Source organism: Massilia sp. (assembly GCF_032106685.1).
Lineage (GTDB): Bacteria > Pseudomonadota > Gammaproteobacteria > Burkholderiales > Burkholderiaceae_D > Telluria.
On the sequence record NZ_DAMCPG010000006.1, the window covers coordinates 1 to 19011 of the forward strand.

General features: G+C 65.4%; 20 protein-coding genes. 13 read left to right on the plus strand and 7 right to left on the minus strand.

Annotated features, from left to right (window positions below):
• Positions 1-1187 (minus strand): PLP-dependent aminotransferase family protein (locus RT688_RS05485; RefSeq protein WP_313703842.1); only part of this gene is annotated, 1187 nt, incomplete at its 3' end.
• A 129-nt stretch (positions 1188-1316) separates the two neighbouring features.
• A complete protein-coding gene (locus RT688_RS05490) occupies positions 1317-1778 on the minus strand; it encodes a RidA family protein (RefSeq protein WP_313703843.1) in 462 nt (153 codons plus the stop codon).
• 202 nt (positions 1779-1980) lie between these two features.
• On the opposite strand from RT688_RS05490, the gene RT688_RS05495 reads away from it, so the two are divergent.
• Positions 1981-2442, plus strand: coding sequence for a DUF3592 domain-containing protein (locus RT688_RS05495; protein ID WP_313703844.1), 462 nt, complete (start codon positions 1981-1983; stop codon positions 2440-2442).
• Here the strand turns inward: RT688_RS05495 and RT688_RS05500 are convergent.
• On the minus strand, positions 2381-2950 hold the full coding sequence (locus tag RT688_RS05500) for a hypothetical protein (RefSeq protein ID WP_313703845.1): 570 nt from the start codon (positions 2948-2950) through the stop codon (positions 2381-2383). The genes RT688_RS05495 and RT688_RS05500 overlap by 62 nt on opposite strands.
• 172 nt (positions 2951-3122) lie before the next feature.
• Between RT688_RS05500 and RT688_RS05505 the strand changes: the two genes are divergently transcribed.
• Both RT688_RS05505 and htpG read left to right on the plus strand, forming a co-directional pair.
• Positions 3123-3911 carry a hypothetical protein gene (locus tag RT688_RS05505; protein ID WP_313703846.1) on the plus strand — a complete coding sequence of 263 codons (789 nt, stop codon included), beginning with the start codon at positions 3123-3125 and terminating at the stop codon, positions 3909-3911.
• A 144-nt stretch (positions 3912-4055) separates the two neighbouring features.
• A complete protein-coding gene (htpG, locus tag RT688_RS05510) occupies positions 4056-5972 on the plus strand; it encodes a molecular chaperone HtpG (RefSeq protein WP_313703847.1) in 1917 nt (638 codons plus the stop codon).
• Positions 5973-6044: 72 nt separating this feature from the next.
• Here the strand turns inward: htpG and RT688_RS05515 are convergent, their stop codons facing one another.
• The 4 genes from RT688_RS05515 to kynU all read right to left on the minus strand — a co-directional run bounded on the left by RT688_RS05515 (position 6045) and on the right by kynU (position 9982).
• A complete protein-coding gene (locus RT688_RS05515) occupies positions 6045-7154 on the minus strand; it encodes an acyltransferase (RefSeq protein ID WP_313703848.1) in 1110 nt (369 codons plus the stop codon).
• Between the two features lie 78 nt (positions 7155-7232).
• A complete protein-coding gene (locus tag RT688_RS05520) occupies positions 7233-7781 on the minus strand; it encodes an alpha/beta hydrolase (protein ID WP_313703849.1) in 549 nt (182 codons plus the stop codon).
• A gap of 91 nt (positions 7782-7872) precedes the next feature.
• Positions 7873-8715, minus strand: a complete 843-nt coding sequence (gene kynA, locus RT688_RS05525) for a tryptophan 2,3-dioxygenase (protein WP_313703850.1) — start codon at positions 8713-8715, stop codon at positions 7873-7875.
• A 7-nt stretch (positions 8716-8722) separates the two neighbouring features.
• Positions 8723-9982: a kynureninase gene (gene kynU / locus RT688_RS05530; protein WP_313703851.1), complete on the minus strand. Its 1260-nt coding sequence runs from the start codon at positions 9980-9982 to the stop codon at positions 8723-8725.
• A 649-nt stretch (positions 9983-10631) separates the two neighbouring features.
• Here kynU and flhD point away from each other — a divergent pair.
• The 10 genes from flhD to RT688_RS05580 all read left to right on the plus strand — a co-directional run bounded on the left by flhD (position 10632) and on the right by RT688_RS05580 (position 18998).
• Complete coding sequence (gene flhD / locus RT688_RS05535; protein WP_047826184.1) at positions 10632-10949, plus strand: flagellar transcriptional regulator FlhD; 318 nt, start codon at positions 10632-10634, stop codon at positions 10947-10949.
• 61 nt (positions 10950-11010) lie between these two features.
• On the plus strand, positions 11011-11574 hold the full coding sequence (gene flhC / locus RT688_RS05540; protein WP_313703852.1) for a flagellar transcriptional regulator FlhC: 564 nt from the start codon (positions 11011-11013) through the stop codon (positions 11572-11574).
• A gap of 46 nt (positions 11575-11620) precedes the next feature.
• Positions 11621-12385, plus strand: a complete 765-nt coding sequence (locus RT688_RS05545) for a class I SAM-dependent methyltransferase (RefSeq protein WP_313703853.1) — start codon at positions 11621-11623, stop codon at positions 12383-12385.
• Between the two features lie 152 nt (positions 12386-12537).
• Positions 12538-13398, plus strand: a complete 861-nt coding sequence (gene motA / locus RT688_RS05550) for a flagellar motor stator protein MotA (protein WP_313703854.1) — start codon at positions 12538-12540, stop codon at positions 13396-13398.
• Positions 13399-13441: 43 nt separating this feature from the next.
• Positions 13442-14371, plus strand: a complete 930-nt coding sequence (motB, locus tag RT688_RS05555; protein WP_313703855.1) for a flagellar motor protein MotB — start codon at positions 13442-13444, stop codon at positions 14369-14371.
• A 27-nt stretch (positions 14372-14398) separates the two neighbouring features.
• Positions 14399-14947 carry a chemotaxis protein gene (locus tag RT688_RS05560; RefSeq protein WP_313703856.1) on the plus strand — a complete coding sequence of 183 codons (549 nt, stop codon included), beginning with the start codon at positions 14399-14401 and terminating at the stop codon, positions 14945-14947.
• Positions 14948-15013: 66 nt separating this feature from the next.
• On the plus strand, positions 15014-15379 hold the full coding sequence (locus RT688_RS05565; protein WP_313703857.1) for a response regulator: 366 nt from the start codon (positions 15014-15016) through the stop codon (positions 15377-15379).
• A gap of 34 nt (positions 15380-15413) precedes the next feature.
• Complete coding sequence (gene cheA / locus RT688_RS05570) at positions 15414-17555, plus strand: chemotaxis protein CheA (RefSeq protein WP_313703858.1); 2142 nt, start codon at positions 15414-15416, stop codon at positions 17553-17555.
• Between the two features lie 16 nt (positions 17556-17571).
• Positions 17572-18063: a chemotaxis protein CheW gene (locus tag RT688_RS05575; protein ID WP_312550554.1), complete on the plus strand. Its 492-nt coding sequence runs from the start codon at positions 17572-17574 to the stop codon at positions 18061-18063.
• Between the two features lie 80 nt (positions 18064-18143).
• Entirely contained in the window at positions 18144-18998 is an 855-nt protein-coding gene (locus RT688_RS05580; protein WP_313703859.1) for a CheR family methyltransferase, read from the plus strand.
• The last annotated feature ends 13 nt before the right edge of the window (positions 18999-19011 follow it).

Consider the following 19011-nt stretch of genomic DNA (forward strand, 5'->3'; position numbering starts at 1 on the left):
AATACAGGTAGGTATCGATCACCCGTGGATCGTTCGCCAGCGTTGCGTTCCGGCGGCACCGTCACGAAAGACAGGCGCAGGGTGTTGGTCTCCGGATCGTTGGCATAGAAGGGCGCGCCCGGGACAAACGCGACGCGGGCCGCGATCGCCTGGTCCAGCAGCTTCATGGCGTCGATGTGCTGCGGCAGGGTGACCCAGATGAACATGCCGCCTTCCGGACGGGTCCAGCTCACGCCGGCCGGGAAGTGCTCGTCCATCGCGTCCAGCATCGCCTGGCACTGGTTGCCGTACAGGGTGCGGATGGTCGGGATGTGCTGGTCGAGGAAGCCGTCCTTGACCACGTCGTGCACCACCATCTGGGTCAGCTGGGCGGTGTGCAGGTCGGCCGCCTGCTTGGCCAGCTCGAGGCGGCGCACCAGCGGCAGCGGGGCGCAGACGTAGCCGAGGCGGATGCCCGGGGTCAGCACCTTCGAGAACGAACCCATGTAGATCACGCCGTCCGGGTTCATCGCCACCATCTTCGGCATCGGCTCGCCCTTGTACGACAGCGCGCCGTAGGGATCGTCCTCGATCAGCGGCAGGCCGAGGCGGGCGCAGGTCTCGACCAGTTCGCGGCGGCGCTCGATCGACAGCGTGCGGCCGGTCGGGTTCTGGAAGTTCGGCAGCGAATACAGCAGGCGCGCTCCCTCGGCCACGGGTTCGATGGAGGAGGGCACCAGGCCGTGGTCGTCGGTGGTCACCGAGCCGAACTCCGGACGGTAGACCGAGAAGGCCTGCAGCGCGCCCAGGTAGCTCGGGGTCTCCACCAGCACGCGGCTGCCTTCGTCGATCAGGACCTTGCCGATCAAATCGAGGGCCTGCTGCGAGCCCGACACCATCAGGATCTGCTCGGGCAGGATCGTCGTGCCTTCCGTGGACAGCGAGTTCGCGATCCATTCCTTCAGCGGGCCGTAACCGTCGGTCGGGCCGTACTGCAGCGCCACCTTGCCGGCGTTGGTCAGCACGCGGTCATAGGCTTCCTTCATGCGCTCGACCGGGAAGGTCGCGGGCGAAGGCAGGCCGCCGGCGAAGGAGATGATCTCCGGACGCTGGGTGATCTTCAGGATCTCGCGGATGAACGAGCTTTGCAGCTGCTGCGCGCGTTCCGAAAACTGCCACTGGATGGGATTGGGATTCTCGATTTTCATGCTTGTCTCACTGGAAGGACTGCCGCTGGTGCGCGGCTGTTAATGTACGCGCGCCTGGTAGGCGGTTGTAAAAAGACCCGGCCGGGTAGGCCGGGCCTGTGATCAAACGTGCTTCTTGGATCGAAACGCTCAGGCGATTTCGACGATCGCCTCGATCTCGACGCAGGCGCCGCGCGGGATCTGGGCCACGCCGAAGGCCGAACGGGCGTGCTTGCCGGCGTCGCCGAAGACTTCGCCGAACAGTTCCGAGGCGCCGTTGGTGACCAGGTGCTGCTCGGTGAAGTCCGGGGTCGAGTTCACCAGGCTCATCAGCTTGACGATGCGCTTCACGCGGTTCAGGTCGCCGCCGCAGGCATCCTGCAGGGTGCCCATCAGGTCGATGGCGATGGCGCGGGCGGCGGCTTGGCCATCAAGGGTGGTCTTGTCCTTGCCCAGCTGGCCGACGTTGACCGAGCCGTCGGCGTTCTTGGCGATGTGGCCCGAGATGAAGACCAGGTTGCCGGTCTGGACGTACATGACGTAGGCGGCGGCGGGAGCGGCGGCCGGTTGCAGGGTGATGTTCAGTTCCTTCAGCTTGTCGTAGACGGACATGGATGTTCCTGTTGCGGTGAATGAGACCGGTATTGTACGACTTGCCAGCTGTGAAAGACACAATCTCGCGGCCGAGGTTGGTCAATGATGTTGCTCTTATGACATAATCGGAGGCTTCTTTATCCGAAAACGGAGTGCCCGCTTGCCATCCTCGTCGACTGACCATCCCTGGCGGCGCCCGCTCGCCTGGCTGGGCCTTGCCATGGCATTGGTCATCTGGCTGGCCGTCTGCGCGCTGCCGGTGTGGAAATTCGTGGAATGCGCCGGCGAAATCGTGCGCGGCCGGGCCAGTCTCGGCTGGCAGGCGGCCCCCGGCCGGATCAGCCATGCGGAACTGCGCGCGCACGGCAAGGGAGGCAAGATGCCGGCGATCGGCTACAGCTACCGGGCCGGCGGCCGGACCTGGGTCGCGCACCGGATCGAGGCGACATCCGGCTACAGCGCGGTCCAGGCGAAGAAGCTGGTCGAACGCTTCCCGCCAGGCGCCGAGGTCACCGTCTACCACGACGGCCAGGGCGAGGCGGTCCTGATCCAGGGCGTGCGCGCGAGTTCCTGGTTCGGCCTCGTCCTGTCGCTGCTCTGGTTCTGGGGCGTTCTTGCGCTCACGTGGTACGAGCTTGCGCGCCATCGGAAGAAACGGCGGCGGCAGCGCGCATCCGCCTGAACGCGGCGATCGTGCGCGTGCCGGGATGGTCGCGAAGGTCCGGGTAGCCGGCCGCCAGGTAAGTGTAGCCATAGCTGATCACGCGCCTTTCGGTGCGGGCGAAGAAGCGCGGATTCTCCAGCAGGAAGCGGCCATAGGCCGCGTGGTCGAGGCCGGGCAGGGCGTCCTCGATGCGGCGCACGATCTGGGGGATGTACTCGCCGACCAGTTGCACCACGAAGGGCACGATCCAGTCGCGCCGCGCGTCCAGCAGGCGCGCCAGGCAGGCCTCGCGCACGAAGCCGTCGTGGTGGCGCGTGCCGAGGCAGAGGGCGACCAGGCCGGCGTCGCCCGGCGCCTCGATGGCCTGCATCAGGCGCGCCGGCAGGTAGTACACGCGGACCGGGATCGCCAGGATCTCGCCATCGACACACACGTCGAAAGCGCCGAGCGCACCTTGCCGCGCATCCGGCGCGAGCTCCGCGGCGATCCGCATCGCCAGCGGTGCGAGCGCACGCGGAAAAGCCATGGACGGGTCGGGAATGGAGGGTGTCATCGGTCGCATGCTGGTCGTGAAGCTGCCGAGTATAGGTCAAGGCAAAGGCGCAATATCCACCAAATGTCACATTGGCAACAAAATTCCCCTTGGTGTTATCATAAAGAAATTGCCAGAAGGCGAACGACAGAAGGGGACACAGATCATGACTGCGGTACTTGCGCTCAAGCTTTTCCTGGTTCCCCTGCTGATCTGGCTCGTCACCCTGGCCGGACGGCGCTGGGGGCCGGGCGTGGCCGGCTGGCTGTCCGCCTTTCCCATCGTGGCCGGGCCGATCCTGCTGACCCTGACGCTCGAACAGGGCGCTTCGTTTGCCGCCAGCGCGGCCGAGGGCACCCTGCTGGCCGTGGTGGCAATCCTCGTCTTCAGCCTCGCCTATGCCTGGGCCTGCGTCCGCTACGGCGTGGCCGGCTCCATGCTGCTGGCCTTGCTTGCCTATGGGCTGGCGGTGGGGGCGCTGCAGGCGCTGCGCCTGCCGCTGGGCCTGGCCTTCGCCCTCGTCTGGTGCGCCTTGCTGCTGGCCGGGCGCCTGTTCCCGGCCGTGCCCGCGGATGGCGGCGGCAGCCGGCGCAAGGACCTGGGCTGGCGCATGCTGGCCGCGGCCGTGCTGGTGCTGCTCGTCACGGCCGGCGCCGCGCACCTGGGCGCGCGCCTCTCCGGCTTCTTCGCGATGTTCCCGGTGATGAGCACGGTGCTGGTGGGTTTTGCCCACGCCGGCGCCGGGCGTGGCAGCGCAGTCGCGCTCCTGCGCGGCATGGTGGCCGGGTATTTCGGCTTTTCCGTGTTCTGCGTCACGCTGGCGATGCAGTTGCGCGCGGGCGGCGTCGGCGCCGCCTTCGGCCTGGCGCTGGGCTGCGCCCTGGCCGTGCACCTGGTGGCGCGGCGCATGCTGGCGGGGCAGGCGCCGGTGGGCCTGCCGGTGCGCGGCTCATGAGATGCCGGTAGCCGCGCCGTGCGCGCTACCGTGTTGCAGGCCTTGCAAAGTTTCTTGTATAAAAGACCCTCTTGAAATCGATGTCGGCAACCCAATATTTGCTGCCATCCCTTCAACCAACCTGTATCACCAACGAGGAATAAGATGGCTGTCGCCGAAAAAGAGACCCTTGGCTTCCAGGCAGAAGTAAAACAACTGCTGCAACTGATGATCCACTCCTTGTATTCGAACAAGGAAATCTTCCTGCGCGAACTCATCTCCAACGCGTCCGACGCCGCCGACAAGCTGCGCTTCGAGGCGATCAACAACGACGCCCTGTACGGCAACGACCACGAGCTGAAGATACGCGTCAGCTTCGACAAGGACGCGAAGACGATCACGATCTCGGACAACGGCATCGGCATGAGCCGCGACGAAGTGATCTCGCACCTGGGCACCATCGCCAAGTCGGGCACCAAGGAATTCTTCAGCAAGCTCTCGGGCGACCAGAAGCAGGACGCGGCCCTGATCGGCCAGTTCGGTGTCGGCTTCTACTCGGGCTTCATCGTCGCCGAGAAAATCACCGTCGAGACCCGCCGCGCCGGCGCCGCCGCCGATGAAGGCGTGCGCTGGGAGTCGACCGGCGAAGGCGACTACAGCGTCGAATCGATCGAGAAAACCGGCCGCGGCACCGACGTGATCCTGCACCTGCGCGCAGGCGAAGAGGAACTGCTGTCGAGCTGGAAGCTGAAGTCGATCATCCGCAAGTACTCGGACCACATCTCGCTGCCGATCGTGATGCAGAAGGAAGAGTGGGACGAGGAGAAGAAGGCCACCGTGCTGAAGGACGAGGTCGAGACCGTCAACCAGGCCAGCGCCCTGTGGGCCCGCAGCAAATCGGACATCACCAAGGAACAGTACGACGAGTTCTACAAGCACGTCTCGCACGACTTCCAGGAACCGCTGACCCACACCCACAACCGCGTCGAGGGCCGCAGCGAATACACCCAGCTGCTGTACGTGCCGAGCCACGCGCCGTTCGACCTGTGGGACCGCAACAAGCGCGGCGGCATCAAGCTGTACGTGAAACGCGTCTTCATCATGGACGACGCCGAGCAGCTGATGCCGGTCTACCTGCGCTTCGTGAAGGGCGTGATCGACTCGAACGACCTGCCGCTGAACGTCTCGCGCGAGATCCTGCAGGAGTCGCGCGACGTCAAGGTGATCCGCGAAGGCTCGACCAAGCGCGTGCTGGGCATGCTGGAGGAAATGGCGAACAGCGAGGAGCAGGAAGGCAAGGACAAGTACGCCACCTTCTGGACCGAATTCGGCCAGGTGCTGAAAGAGGGCATCGGCGAGGACGCGACCAACAAGGACCGCATCGCCAAGCTGCTGCGCTTCGCCTCGACCCAGAACGAATCGAGCGAGCAGACCGTCTCGTTCGAGGACTACGTGGGCCGCATGAAGGAAGGCCAGGACAAGATCTACTACGTCACCGCCGACAGCTACACCGCCGCGAAGAATAGCCCGCACCTGGAAATCTTCCGCAAGAAGGGCGTCGAAGTGCTGCTGCTGACCGACCGCGTCGACGAGTGGATGCTGTCCTTCCTGACCGAATTCGAGGGCAAGGAACTGGTGTCGGTGGCCAAGGGCGGCCTGGATCTCGGCAAGCTGGAAGACGAGGCCGAGAAAAAGGAGCACGAAGAGACCGAGACCCAGTACAAGGAACTGGTCGAGAAGATGAAGGGCGCGCTGGCGGACAAGGCCAAGGACGTGCGCGTCACGTTCCGCCTGACCGATTCGCCGGCCTGCCTGGTGGCGGACGAGCACGAGCTGTCGGCCAACCTGGTGCGCATGCTGAAGGCGGCCGGCCAGAACGCGCCGGAATCCAAGCCCATCCTCGAGATCAACCCGAACCACCCGTTGGTCACGCGCCTGAAGTACGAGGACGCGGAGAGCACGCGCTTCGCCGACTGGTCGCACATCCTGTTCGACCAGGCCATGCTGGCCGAAGGCGGCAGCCTGACGGATCCAGCGGCGTTCGTGAAGCGTCTCAACGAGATGCTGCTGGCAACGAAGTAATCAGGCATCATCCTGACCAAGCCGGGCCGCGTGCCCGGCTTTTTCATGCGTGTGCGCAGCGCCGCCGCGTTGTCACCACCGTGCCGGCGCCGGCCGCACGCGTGCCGCCAGGCGCTCGAACCCCGCCTGGAACCAGTGCCTGCGATGTTCGGTCAACTGCCCGAGTCCCCAGGTCGCCAGCACGATGACCACGCTCAGCAGCGCGACGTCGGCGCCGCTGGCCGGATCGTGCGCGTACAGCCCCAGCCACAGGCCGATCACCAGCGCGTGCACCAGGTAGAGGGTGAAGGTATAGGCGGACAGCGCCCGGATCGGCCGTTCGAAGCGCAGCAGCGCCGTGAAGCCGGCGTGCTTGGCGCACCAGAAGTTGGCCAGCACCAGCAGGCAGACCAGGTAGTCGGCCAGGTAGCGGTCGGCGCTCTTCAGGGGTACCGCGGGGAAGGGCCAGGTCGCGCGCGCCAGTTCGCGCAGTCCGGTGTCGAGGCCGGACAGCTTGAAGGCGGCCAGCAGGGCCAGCGTCGCCAGCCAGCCGAGCAGTGCCAGGCGGCGCGCGAGGGCATGGGTTTTCTGCCAGTGGTAGAGCAGCACGCCGCTGGCCCAGACCGGCAGCAACAGCCAGAGTTTCGGGCCGACCAGCAGGAGCAGCGAGCCGCCGACCACCAGCCGGCGCGCGCCGCGCAGGTAGAACAGGGCGCCGAACAGCACGTAGTACCAGACTTCGAAACCGAGCGACCAGTAGGGCGCGAGCAGGGGCGGGGTCTCGCTGATCGTCCACAGCTCGCCCATGAACAACAGGTGCAGCGGCAGGTACAGCCAGGGCTTGGCGAGCTGGTAGAAGCGCTCCGGATCCGCCTCCCCGAGCGCGACCAGCAGGCCGGCGCCGAGGAAGGACAGCAGCAGCACCGGCAGGGCGACCGAATAGATGCGCGTGCAGCGCGCCAGGCAGTAGGCGCGCAGCGACTGGTTCTTCTGCTCGGTGGTATAGGCGATGACGAAGCCGGAGAGCACGAAGAAGATCATCACCGCCTCGCGGCCGAGGTCCGGCACCCAGGCGTCGGCGCCGCGCGTGATCACGCCGAACGGGCCGTAGTGGCTGGCGACCACCAGCAGCGCCGCCAGCAGGCGGCAGCAGTCGAGGTAGAGCGACAGCGGGCGGGCAAGGAGCGGGGTGGAAGCTACCATAGGCTGACGGGTGTGTGCGGCAGTGAGGGCATCATACCCCATGGTGCAGCGCACACAACACGCGCCTGGGCAAGGCGCTCAGGCGTCGCGCAGCCCGGCGCAGAAGTCCAGCAGCAGCCGCTCGCCTTCCGGCCAGTCGCCGTAGCCGCTGTCGGCGTTCACGTGGCCGGCTGCGCCGATCTCGACGAAGCGCGCGCCCCAGGCCCCGGCAAAGACGCGCGCCCGTTCGCGGCTGACGAAAGGATCGTCGGTGCTGGCCACGACCAGGCAGGGAAAGGGCAGTGCCGTCATCGGCGCCGGGGCGAAGCCGTTGGTGGCGATCGGGTAGGACGGGGCCTCGACGTCGGCCGGCGCGACCAGCAGGGCGCCGGCCGCCCGCAGCGGCGACCCTGATGCGGCCCAGTGCGCCGCCAGCATGCAGCCCAGGCTGTGCGCGACCAGCACCGGCGCGCCCTGGCAGGCGCCGACGGCGGCGTCGAGTTCGGCCACCCATTCGTCGCGCTGCGGATTGTTCCAGTCGCGGTGCTCGACGCGCCGCAAGCGCGGATGGCGCGCTTCCCACAGCGTTTGCCAGTGCTGCGGCCCGGAGTTCCACAGGCCGGCGAGAGTCAGGACGTCGCAATCCATGGCGCTTCCTCGGTTCGTTCCGTTGTCGTTCCGGCCATTCTACGCGCGCGCCGGGCGGCCCGGCGCCGTGCAGCACCGCCGCGAAGTACGACTACAGCGCCGTGCGCAGCGCGAACAGCTCGGGGAACAGCACCACGTCGAGCATCTTGCGCAGGTAGCTCACGCCGGCCGTGCCGCCGGTGCCGGTCTTGAAGCCGATGATGCGCTCGACCGTGGTCACGTGGCGGAAGCGCCAGAAGCGGAAGGCGGTCTCGAGGTCGACCAGCTTCTCGGCCAGTTCGTACAGGCCCCAGTGCTTGTCCGGCTCCTGGTAGACCGCCAGCCAGGCCGCCTTCACGGATTCGTCGGCTTCGGTCGGCATCGTGCAGTCGCGGCTCAGGCGTTCCGGCGCGATCGCGAAGCCGCTGCGCGCCAGCAGCATCACCGATTCGTCGTAGACGGACGGGGTGTGCAGTTCGCGTTCGAGGATGGCATGCGCCGGCGGGTTCTTCTCGTGCACGGCGAGCAGGTTCGGGTTCTTGTTCCCGAGGATGAATTCGAGCGCGCGGTACTGGTGCGACTGGAAGCCGGATGAGGCGCCGAGGTAGGGCCGGATCGCCGTGTATTCGGAGGGCGTCATGGTGGCCAATACGTCCCAGGCGTGCACCAGCTGGTCCATGATGCGGGCGACGCGCGCCAGCATCTTGAAGGCCGGGTCCAGTTTGCCGGCGCGCAGTTGGGCGCGCACGGCCTGCAGCTCGTGCAGCATCAGCTTGACCCACAATTCGCTGGTCTGGTGCTGGATGATGAACAGCATCTCGTTGTGGTTCGGCGAGAGCGGGTGCTGGGCCGACAGGATCTGGTCCAGGCCCAGGTAGTCGCCGTAGCTCATCGACTCCTTGAAGTCCATCTTGGCGCCGTGCCATTCGGCGGGCTTGTTCGCTTGTTCGCTCATGGTGTTCTCAGGTCACGGCGCCGCGTTCGGCGGCCACATCGTAGTCTTCGCGGTCGAGGATGTCCTTCAGGATCTCGACGGCGTCCCACACGTCCGCGAAGCTGGTGTACAGCGGAGTGAAGCCGAAGCGCATGATCTCGGGTTCGCGGTAGTCGCCGATCACGCCGCGCTCGATCAGGGCCTGCATCACCGCATAGCCGTGCGGATGGGTGAAGCTGACCTGGCTGCCGCGGCGCGCGTGCTCGCGCGGCGTCACCAGGCCCAGCGGATGCGCGGCGCAGCGCGACTCGACCAGTTCGATGAAGAGGTCGGTCAGCTGCAGCGACTTGGCGCGGATCGCCTCCATCGTCGTCTCCTCGAACACTTCCAGGCCGCACTCGACCATCGCCAGCGAGACCACCGGCTGGGTGCCGCACAGGGCGCGGCCGATGCCGTCGACGGGCGCGAACCCGTGCGCCATCGCGAACGGCTGGGCATGGCCCCACCAGCCCGACAGCGGATGGCTGAACTGCGCCTGGTGGCGCCGCGGCACCCAGATGAAGGCCGGGGAACCCGGGCCGCCGTTCAGGTACTTATAGGTGCAGCCGACGGCAAAGTCCGCCTCGGCGCCGTTCAGGTCGACCGGCACTGCGCCGGCCGAGTGCGCCAGGTCCCAGACGACCAGGGCGCCGTTCTGGTGGGCGTGGCGGGTGAGGGCGGCCATGTCGTGCTGGTAGCCGGTGCGGTAGTTCACGTGGGTCAGCATGACGACGGCGCAGTTGGCGTCGATCGCGGCCGGCAGTTCTTCCACGGAATCGACCAGGCGCACGCTGTAGCCGCGCTCCAGCCAGCTGGTCAGGCCTTCGGCCATGTAGATATCGGTCGGGAAGTTGCTGCGCTCGGTGACGATGACGCGGCGGTTCGCGGCCGTGCCCAGGGCCTGGATGCGCACGGCGGCGGCCAGGGCCTTAAACAAATTGAGCGAAGTGCTGTCGGTGACCACCACTTCATCAGGGGCGGCGCCGACCAGCGGCGCCAGGCGTGCGCCGAGGCGCTTGGGCAGGTCGAACCAGCCGGCCGTGTTCCAGCTCTTGATCAGGTCCTGGCCCCATTCGCGCGCGACCACCTCCTGGGCGCGCTGCAGCGCGGCGCGCGGGCGCGCGCCGAGGGAGTTGCCGTCGAGGTAGATGACGCCGGCAGGCAGGTCGAAGCGCTGGCGCAGCGGCGCCAGCGGGTCCCGGGCGTCGCGTGCGAGGCAGGCGGCGCGGGTAATGGTGAGTTCGCTCATAGTTGACTAGTTGGGTGACGGCCGGCATGACCAGGCTGGTCGACCGTCAGCAGTTGTATAGGCCAGACAGGCATTCGGCGGGCAGTGTAGCAAGAAAAGGGCGTCGGGAGACGCTGGAAAAATGTCGCTTTGCTATCTTTTTCGTGCAATTTGCGACGCCCACGAACTTTTTTCGACTTTTTTCAAAAAAATGTCGCCTTCGACCCTAAAGTTCCCGCCGAGTCCGCCGTAAAGGATGCAGAGGCAGCAAAAGGGCGTCCGAAAGATTTTCAAAAATATTTTCCAAACACCCTAAAGTTGTCCGAAACGCTGCCGTTAAAGGAACAGAAGGGCAGGAAGCGGGACTGAAAAAAATTTCAGAACCACCCTAAAGTTCCCGATTTGGTTGACGTAAACCAACACATGATGCTTCCGCCGGGTTTGCTCCGAGCTGCAAAACGGCAAGCCTCGCAACACATCGCCAGCCTCCTTTTTCATAGGAGCGCATCCCCCATCCGAGCGGGTTTGTCAGACAAACTCCTACGGATAATCTCGCCTTTGCCGGACGCAAAATACAGTGTCCGTCCGATTCCCCAAATGTTTCTCTACAGTCAGAATCTATCTCACTGGCAACACAATCACGCCAGGATCAAACAACGGAGAGTGGAAAATGACTGCAAACGACATGATGGCTGAAATCCGCGACGCGAACCTGAGCTACCTGATGCTCGCGCAGCAGATGATCCGCGCCGACAAGGTCACCGCGATTTTCCGCCTCGGCATCTCGGCCGACATCGCCGACCTGATCGAAGGCATGAGCAACGCCCAGATCCTGAAGCTTGCCGGCGGCAACATGATGCTGGCCCGCTTCCGCTTCGACGATACCGCGATCCTGTCGATGCTCACCAGCCACAGCAAGGACCGCGCCCTGGCCCAGTCGCACGCCGCGATCCTGATGGCTGGACAGCCTGCCGAAGAAATTGCCTAAAAGCTTGCCTCTGCTTCGGTTCGATAGTGTAGGATAGCCGGACTGAAGCAGGAGTTGCAGGATGAGCAAAAAAAGCGTCGTATCTGAAGCGCAAGAAATCCAGCTTGCCATCGAATTGATCCAGCTGGGCGCACGCCTCCAGCTGCTCGAGACCGAGGTATCGCTGTCCCGCGAGCGCCTCATCAAGCTGTACAAGGAACTGCGCGGCGTCTCGCCGCCGAAGGGCATGTTGCCTTTCTCCACCGACTGGTTCCTGACCTGGCAGCCGAACATCCATTCCTCGCTGTTCATCAACATCCACAATTTCCTGGTCGAGAACGCCGGCGCTACCGGTATCCAGGCCGTGATGAAGGCCTATAAACTCTACCTCGAACAGATGCCGGCCGCGCCCGGCGAAGAGCCGCTGCTCTCGCTGACCCGCGCCTGGACCCTGGTGCGCTTTTTCCAGAGCGGCATGCTGCGCTTGACGCCCTGCGGCAAGTGCAAGGGCAAGTTCGTCGTCGATACCCTCGACCTCAACAGCGACTACCTGTGCGGCCTGTGCCACATGCCTTCGCGCGCCGGCAAGACGCGCAAGGCCAAGGATGCCGCCGCCCGCCTGGCGGACGCGCAGCCCGACGCCTGAACGCTTTCCTCTTCCGCATGATGCGGTTAGCGGCGGGGAGGGCGCAGTGACTCTCCAACGCCTCCTGCGCGCGCCGTCCGTCCAGGCACTGCTGTGCCAGCTGGCCGCCTTCCCGCTGACGCTGCTGGTCGTATTCCTGCTGGCGCGCGCCGGCGCCCATCCCGGCTACCTGAGCGCCGCTCTGGTGCAGGGCGTGTGCGCCGCCGCGCTGACCGCCTGGCGGCGCCTGGCGCGCTGGTGGCTGGCGATCGGGCTGCTGTTCCCGCTGGCCGTGCTCGGCGCCAGCCAGTTCGAGGTCCCGCCCTGGCTGTTCCTGGCCGTGTTCCTGTTCATGCTGGTGCTGTACTGGTCGACCTTCCGCACCCAGGTGCCTTACTACCCATCGGGGCGGGCGGCCTGGGAAGCGGTGGCTGCCCAGCTCTCCGCGGACCGGCCGGTATCGGTGATCGACATCGGCAGCGGGCTGGGCGGCCTGGTGCTGTACCTGGCGCGGCGCCGGCCCGATGTGCGGGCGACCGGCATCGAGCTGGCGCCCTTGCCCTGGCTGGCCAGCTGGCTGCGGGCGCGCTTCACGGGCAGCCGCGCCGTGTTCCTGCGCGGTGACTACGAGTCGCTCGATTTCGCCGACTACGACGCGGTGTTCGCCTACCTGTCGCCGGCCGCGATGACGGCCCTGTGGCGCAAGGCGCGGCGCGAGATGCGCCCCGGCAGCATGCTGATGAGTTATGAATTCGCCATTGCCGAAAGCGCAGCAAGCGCCACGGTCCATGTGCCGCAGACTGGTCGAACTCTCTACATATGGCACTTTTAGGCGACATTCCCGGCACTTTTACTTGCCCACAGGCCATTCTCCCGCTATTGTTCCAGCTATTGTAGTTCCCTGCGTAAATGTTTTTTCTGGGATACGAATTTCCCTGAAGTCCGAACCGCCCGGCCCGCTGGTTTTTCCTCTGGAGCAGTGTCTTGTTAGTTATTATTGGTTACGTCATTGTCTGTGCCTCGGTGTTCGGCGGCTTCGTCATGGCCGGCGGTCACGCGGCCGTGCTGTTCCAGCCGATCGAACTGCTGATGATCGGCGGCGCAGCCGTGGGCGCATTCTTTGTCGGTAACAACAACAAGGCCATCAAGGCCACCATGAAGGCGCTGCCTTCCGTGTTCAAGAGCTCCGCGTATACCAAGGAAATGTACATGGAGCTGATGTCGCTGCTGTTCGACGTCCTCTCCAAGGTGCGCAAGGAGGGCCTGATGTCGATCGAGGGCGACATCGAGGCGCCCGAGGCGAGCCCGCTGTTCTCGAAGTATCCGCTGGTGCTGGCCGACCATCACATCGTCGAATTCATGGCCGACTACCTGCGCCTGATGGTCTCGGGCAACATGGACGCCTTCCAGATCGAGAACCTGATGGACAACGAGATCGAGACCCACCACCACGAGGGCGCGGTGCCGGCCCACGTGATCGCCAAGCTCGGCGACGGCTTGCCGGCCTTCGGTATCGTGGCGGCGGTGATGGGCGTGGTGCACACCATGGAATCGGTGGGCATCCCGCCGGCCGAGCTGGGCATCCTGATCGCCAAGGCGCTGGTCGGCACCTTCCTCGGCATCCTGCTGGCCTACGGCTTCGTCGGCCCGCTCGCCAACCTGCTCGAGCAGAAGCTCGACGAATCCTCGAAGATGTTCCAGTGCGTGAAGGTCACGCTGCTGGCCAGCCTGAACGGCTACGCGCCGGCGCTGGCGGTCGAATTCGGCCGCAAGGTGCTGTACTCGACCGAGCGCCCGAGCTTCGCCGAGCTGGAAGAGCACATCAAGAAGTCCAAGGGCAAGTAAGCCCCCCGCTGTTCTCACCATTCACTGACCTACACGAGTACCCATGGCCGACGAAGGAATGCGCCCGATCATCGTCAAGCGGATCAAGAAGACCGCCGGCGGGCACCATGGCGGCGCCTGGAAGATCGCCTACGCCGACTTCGTGACGGCGATGATGGCCTTCTTCCTGCTGATGTGGCTGCTCGGCTCGACCTCGAAGGGCGACCTCGAGGGCATCTCCGACTTCTTCAAGAACCCGCTGAAGGTGGCGATGTCGGGCGGCTCGGGCTCGGGCGACAGTTCCTCGGTCATCAAGGGCGGCGGCGCCGACCTGACGCGCCGCAATGGCCAGGTCAAGCATGGCGAGACCCCGCCCGAGCACAAGACCTATGACCTGAACGCGGCCAAGGCCGCGCTCGAACGCGCCGAGGGCGAGCGCCTGCGTACGCTCAAGACCAAGATCGAGTCGATCATCGAGGCGAATCCGACCTTAAAGAAATACAAGAACCAGCTGCTGCTCGACATCACCAGCGAAGGCCTGCGCATCCAGATCGTGGACGAGCAGAACCGCCCGATGTTCGCGCTCGCCAAGGCCCAGCTGCAGCCCTACACCCGCGACATCCTGGAAGTGCTGGGCATGGTGCTGAACGACGTACCGAACCGGATCGGCCTGTCGGGCCATACCGACTCGACCCCGTACTACAGCGACGCCGGCTACAGCAACTGGGAGCTGTCCGCCGACCGCGCCAACGCCTCGCGCCGCGCGATGGTGGTGGGCGGCCTGGCCGACGAGAAGATCCTGCGCGTGGTCGGGCTGGCCGCGGCCGCGCCGCTCGACCGCGCCGATCCCTTCAACCCGATCAACCGCCGCATCAGCATCATCGTAATGAACAAGCGTACCGAGGACGCCGTCATGCGCGACGCCGCCACGCTCGACGTGCCGGCCGAGGACGGCGAGGCGGCGGCGAAAGCCGTCACCGCGGCCACGCAATAAGCTGCCTCGTCTGACAGGAGGACAATAATGACAAGAAAAAAGATTTTGGGCTCGCACGTGAAGCGGCTTCTGTCCGGCGTGTCGGCGCACGGGCGACGCCACCTCAGCGAGGTCGAGACCGACCTGCTGCAGACCGAGTTGCTGCTGGAGGAAGCGATCGAAAAGCTGACCAGCAGTTTCATGGCCATCCATAGCGCGGTCGGCGCGCGCCAGGAAGCGATCGACCGCCTGCTGGCGGGCGGCACGCCCAGTCCCGAGGACAGCGCCGCGCTGGCGGAGATGAGCGGCGAGATCGGCGGCCACGTGAACACGGCGATCACCAGCATGCAGTTCCAGGACATGACCAGCCAGCTGATCGACCGCACCCTGAAGCGCGTGACCGGCCTGCGCGAATTCCTCGGCACGCTGGGCGAGCATGGCTCGGACATCGCGCCGGAAACGGGCAGCGAGGAAATCGTCGATCGCCTGGGCAAGGTCAGCATGGCGCTGGCCATCCAGTCGCTCGAACTGCGCAGCGTGCTGCGCAAGTCGGTCGAGCAGCGGCATCTCGAAAGCGGGGATATCGAACTGTTCTGACGGTTCGCCCACCACAACAACCATCCCCGGCAGTGTACCGGGCACAGAAAACAGCAGGAGCAAAACATGGCTAAAACAATTCTCGCGGTCGACGATTCGAGTTCGCTGCGCCAGATGGTGGCGTTCAGCCTGAAGGCGGCCGGTTACCAGGTGGTGGAAGCGGTCGACGGCCAGGACGGCCTGGACAAGGCGCGCCAGCAGACCGTGGACCTGGTCCTGACCGACCAGAACATGCCGCGCATGGACGGCCTGTCGCTGATCAAGCAGCTGCGCGGCCTGCCCGAGTACCAGAAGGTGCCGATCCTGATGCTGACCACCGAGTCCTCGGACGAAATGAAATCGAAGGGCCGTGCGGCCGGCGCCAACGGCTGGCTGGTCAAGCCGTTCGACCCGCAGCGCCTGATCGAGGTCGTCAAAAAAGTGATCGGCTGATGCGGATGCATCGCCTGCCCCACTGGATTTCGCCATGACGATCGACATCAGCCAGTTTTACCAGGTCTTTTTCGACGAGGCCGAAGAGCTGCTCGCCGAAATGGAGCGGCTGCTGCTGGCGGTCGACGTGGCCGCGCCCGACGCCGAAGACCTGAACGCGATCTTCCGCACCGCCCACTCGGTCAAGGGCGGCGCCTCGACCTTCGGCATTACCGACATGAGCGAGGTCACCCACGTGCTGGAATCCTTGCTGGACCGGATCCGCAAGGGCGAGATGGCGCTCACCTCGCAGCACGTGGATGCCTTCCTGGCCGCCAAGGACACGCTCAAGATGCAACTCGACGGCCACCGCAACGGCGCCGCGGTCGACCAGGACACGGTCGCCAACGTGCGCATGGTGCTGCACGACCTGTCCGAGGGCCTGGTGCCGGTCGCTTCGCTGGTAGCGCCTTCGTTTCTCCACGCCGAGCCGAAAGCCCAGACCGGCGAGGGCGCGCACCGCTACAAGATCGAGCTGCCCAGCGTCGCCCAGCGCGACATCAACGCCCTGGTGGATGAACTCGGCCTGATGGGCCGGGTCTCGGTCACGCCGCTCGAGGGCGGGCGCAGCGCGCTGATCATCAGCACCCACGAGAGCCTGGACGACATCGTCGCCATCTGCTCGTTTGTCCTCGATCCGGACGACCTGAAGATCTTCGAGGCGCCGCCGCTCACGCTGGAACAGCGCGCGCTGGAAGCGGCCGAGCGGGCCCGCATCGAGGACGAGCAGGGCTACGGCTTCTTCGACCCGGCCGACGAGGCGCCGGCCGCCACCGACGAGCGCTCGGACGACGAGCGCGGCTACGGCTTCTTCCAGCCGATCGAGCAGATCCGCGCGATGGCGGGCGCCGAGGCCCAGCCGAAGGCGGTCGTGGCGGCGGCAGCCGTGGTGGAGCAGCACGAAGAGAAGAAAGCGGTCAAGAAGGACGAGAAGGGCGCCGAGTCGTCCTCGATCCGCGTCTCGGTGGAGAAGGTCGACCAGCTGATCAACCTGATCGGCGAACTGGTCATTACCCAGGCCATGATCGAGCAGCGTTCCAGCGGGCTCGACCCGATGCTGCACGAGCGCCTGCTGTCCTCGGTGTCCCAGCTGACGCGCAATACCCGCGAGCTGCAGGAAGCGGTGATGTCGATCCGCATGATGCCGATGGACTTCGTGTTCTCGCGCTTCCCGCGCATGGTGCGCGACCTGGCCGGCAAGCTCGGCAAGAAGGTCGACTTCATCACCCATGGCGCCGCGACCGAACTGGACAAGGGCCTGATCGAGCGCATCGTCGATCCGCTGACCCACCTGGTGAGGAACAGCATCGACCACGGCATCGAGATGCCCGATGCGCGCGCCGCCGCCGGCAAGTCGGAGGCGGGACGCCTGTTCCTGTCGGCCGGCCACCAGGGCGGCAACATCGTGATCGAAGTGGCCGACGACGGCGCCGGCCTGAACCGCGAGAAGATCCTGGCCAAGGCCGCGCAGAGCGGCCTGGCCGTGTCCGACAGCATGAGCGACTCGGACGTGTGGCAGCTGATCTTCGCGCCAGGCTTCTCGACCGCCGAGATCGTGACCGATGTCTCGGGCCGCGGCGTCGGCATGGATGTTGTCAAACGTAACATCACGGCCATGGGCGGTTCGGTCGATATCCGCTCCGCGCGTGGCTTTGGCACCACGATTTCCATCTCCTTGCCCCTGACTTTGGCGATTTTGGATGGCATGACAATCCGTTGCGGTGAGGAAATCTATATCCTTCCACTTGGGTTCGTCGTCGAGTCGCTGCAGCCGCGCCGCGAGGACATCCGCGACATCGCCGGCCGCGGCCAGGTGCTGAAGGTGCGCGGCGAATACCTGCCGCTGATCCCGCTGTACGGCGTGTTCGACATCGCGCCGCGTTCGATGGACCCGGCCGAGGGCATCGTCGTGATCCTGGAGTCCGAAGGCCGCCGCGCCGCGCTCCTGATCGACGACCTGGTCGGCCAGCAGCACGTGGTGGTGAAGAACCTGGAAGCGAATTACCGCAAGGTGTCCGGCATCTCGGGCGCGACCATCCTGGGCGATGGCGGCGTCTCGCTGATCCTCGACGTGGCCGCCCTGGTGCGCTCGTCGCGCCAGCTGGCCGACGAGGCGCTGGCCCCGTCAATGAATTGAAAACAAAAGGAAAAACATGTCCATTACCCAACATAACCCGGCGCAGGGCGCCGACGCCGGACTCGAATACCTGGCCTTCACCCTCGGCTCGGAAGAGTACGGCATCGACATCCTGAAAGTGCAGGAAATCCGCGGCTACGAAGCCGTGACCCGGATCGCCAACGCCCCCGAATTCATCAAGGGCGTGATCAACCTGCGCGGCATCATCATCCCGGTGGTGGACATGCGCATCAAGTTCAATCTCGGCACCCCGACCTACGACCAGTTCACCGTCGTCATCATCCTGAACATCGGCGGCCGCGTGATGGGCATGGTGGTCGACAGCGTGTCCGACGTCACGACCCTGACCCCGGACCAGATCAAGCCGGCGCCGGACATGGGCACCGCCTTCAGCACCGACTACCTGATCGGCCTGGGCACCGTGGACGAGCGCATGCTGATCCTGGTCGACATCGACCGCCTGATGTCGTCGGCCGAGATGGGCCTGGTCGACAAGCTGGCCGCTTAACCGGCGGGCAGGGTAGGGCACCGAGCAAGGCAATCGCGGGCTCGTACTGACACCCGCAACGAACACGAAGGTAAGGCAAAGTGCCGCTACATAAATCCGACACGGTCAAGGAATTTGACTTCACGCGCGCCGACTTCGAGCGGGTGCGCGCCCTGATCTACCGCCAGGCCGGCATCTCGCTGGCCGACAGCAAGCAGGAAATGGTCTACAGCCGCCTGGCGCGGCGCCTGCGCGCCACCGGCATCCAGTCGTTCGCGAAATACCTCGACGACCTGGAAGCCGGCCGCATGGAGCACGAGTGGGAAGCGTTCACGAATGCGCTGACCACCAACCTGACCTCGTTCTTCCGCGAAGCCCACCACTTCCCGCTGCTGGCCGAGCACGTGCTGCGCCTGCGCGGCCGCGCCGGCGAGCCGCTCACGATCTGGTGCTCGGCCAGCTCGACCGGCGAGGAGCCGTATTCGATCGCCATGACGGTATGCGAAGCGTTCAACACGCTCACGCCGAACGTGCAGATCGTCGCCACCGACATCGACACCAACGTGCTGGCCACGGCCAGCGAGGGCGTGTACGGCGTCGAGCGGGTCGAGAAGATGTCGCAGGAGCGCCTCAAGCGTTTCTTCTTGCGCGGCAAGGGCCGCCACGAAGGAATGGTGCGGGTGCGTCCGGAACTGCGCCAGCTGGTGACGTTTCGCCAGTTGAACCTGCTGGCCGACAGCTGGCCGGTGAGCGGCCAGTTCGACGCGATTTTCTGCCGCAACGTCATGATTTATTTCGACAAGAACACCCAGCGCAAGATCCTGGCGCGCTTCGTGCCGCTGATGAAGCCGCATGCGCTGCTGTTCGCCGGCCACTCCGAGAATTTCCTCTACGTTTCCGAATCGCTGCGCCTGCGCGGCAAGACGGTCTATGAACTCAACGGCAAGGGCGCCTGAAGCGCACACCACC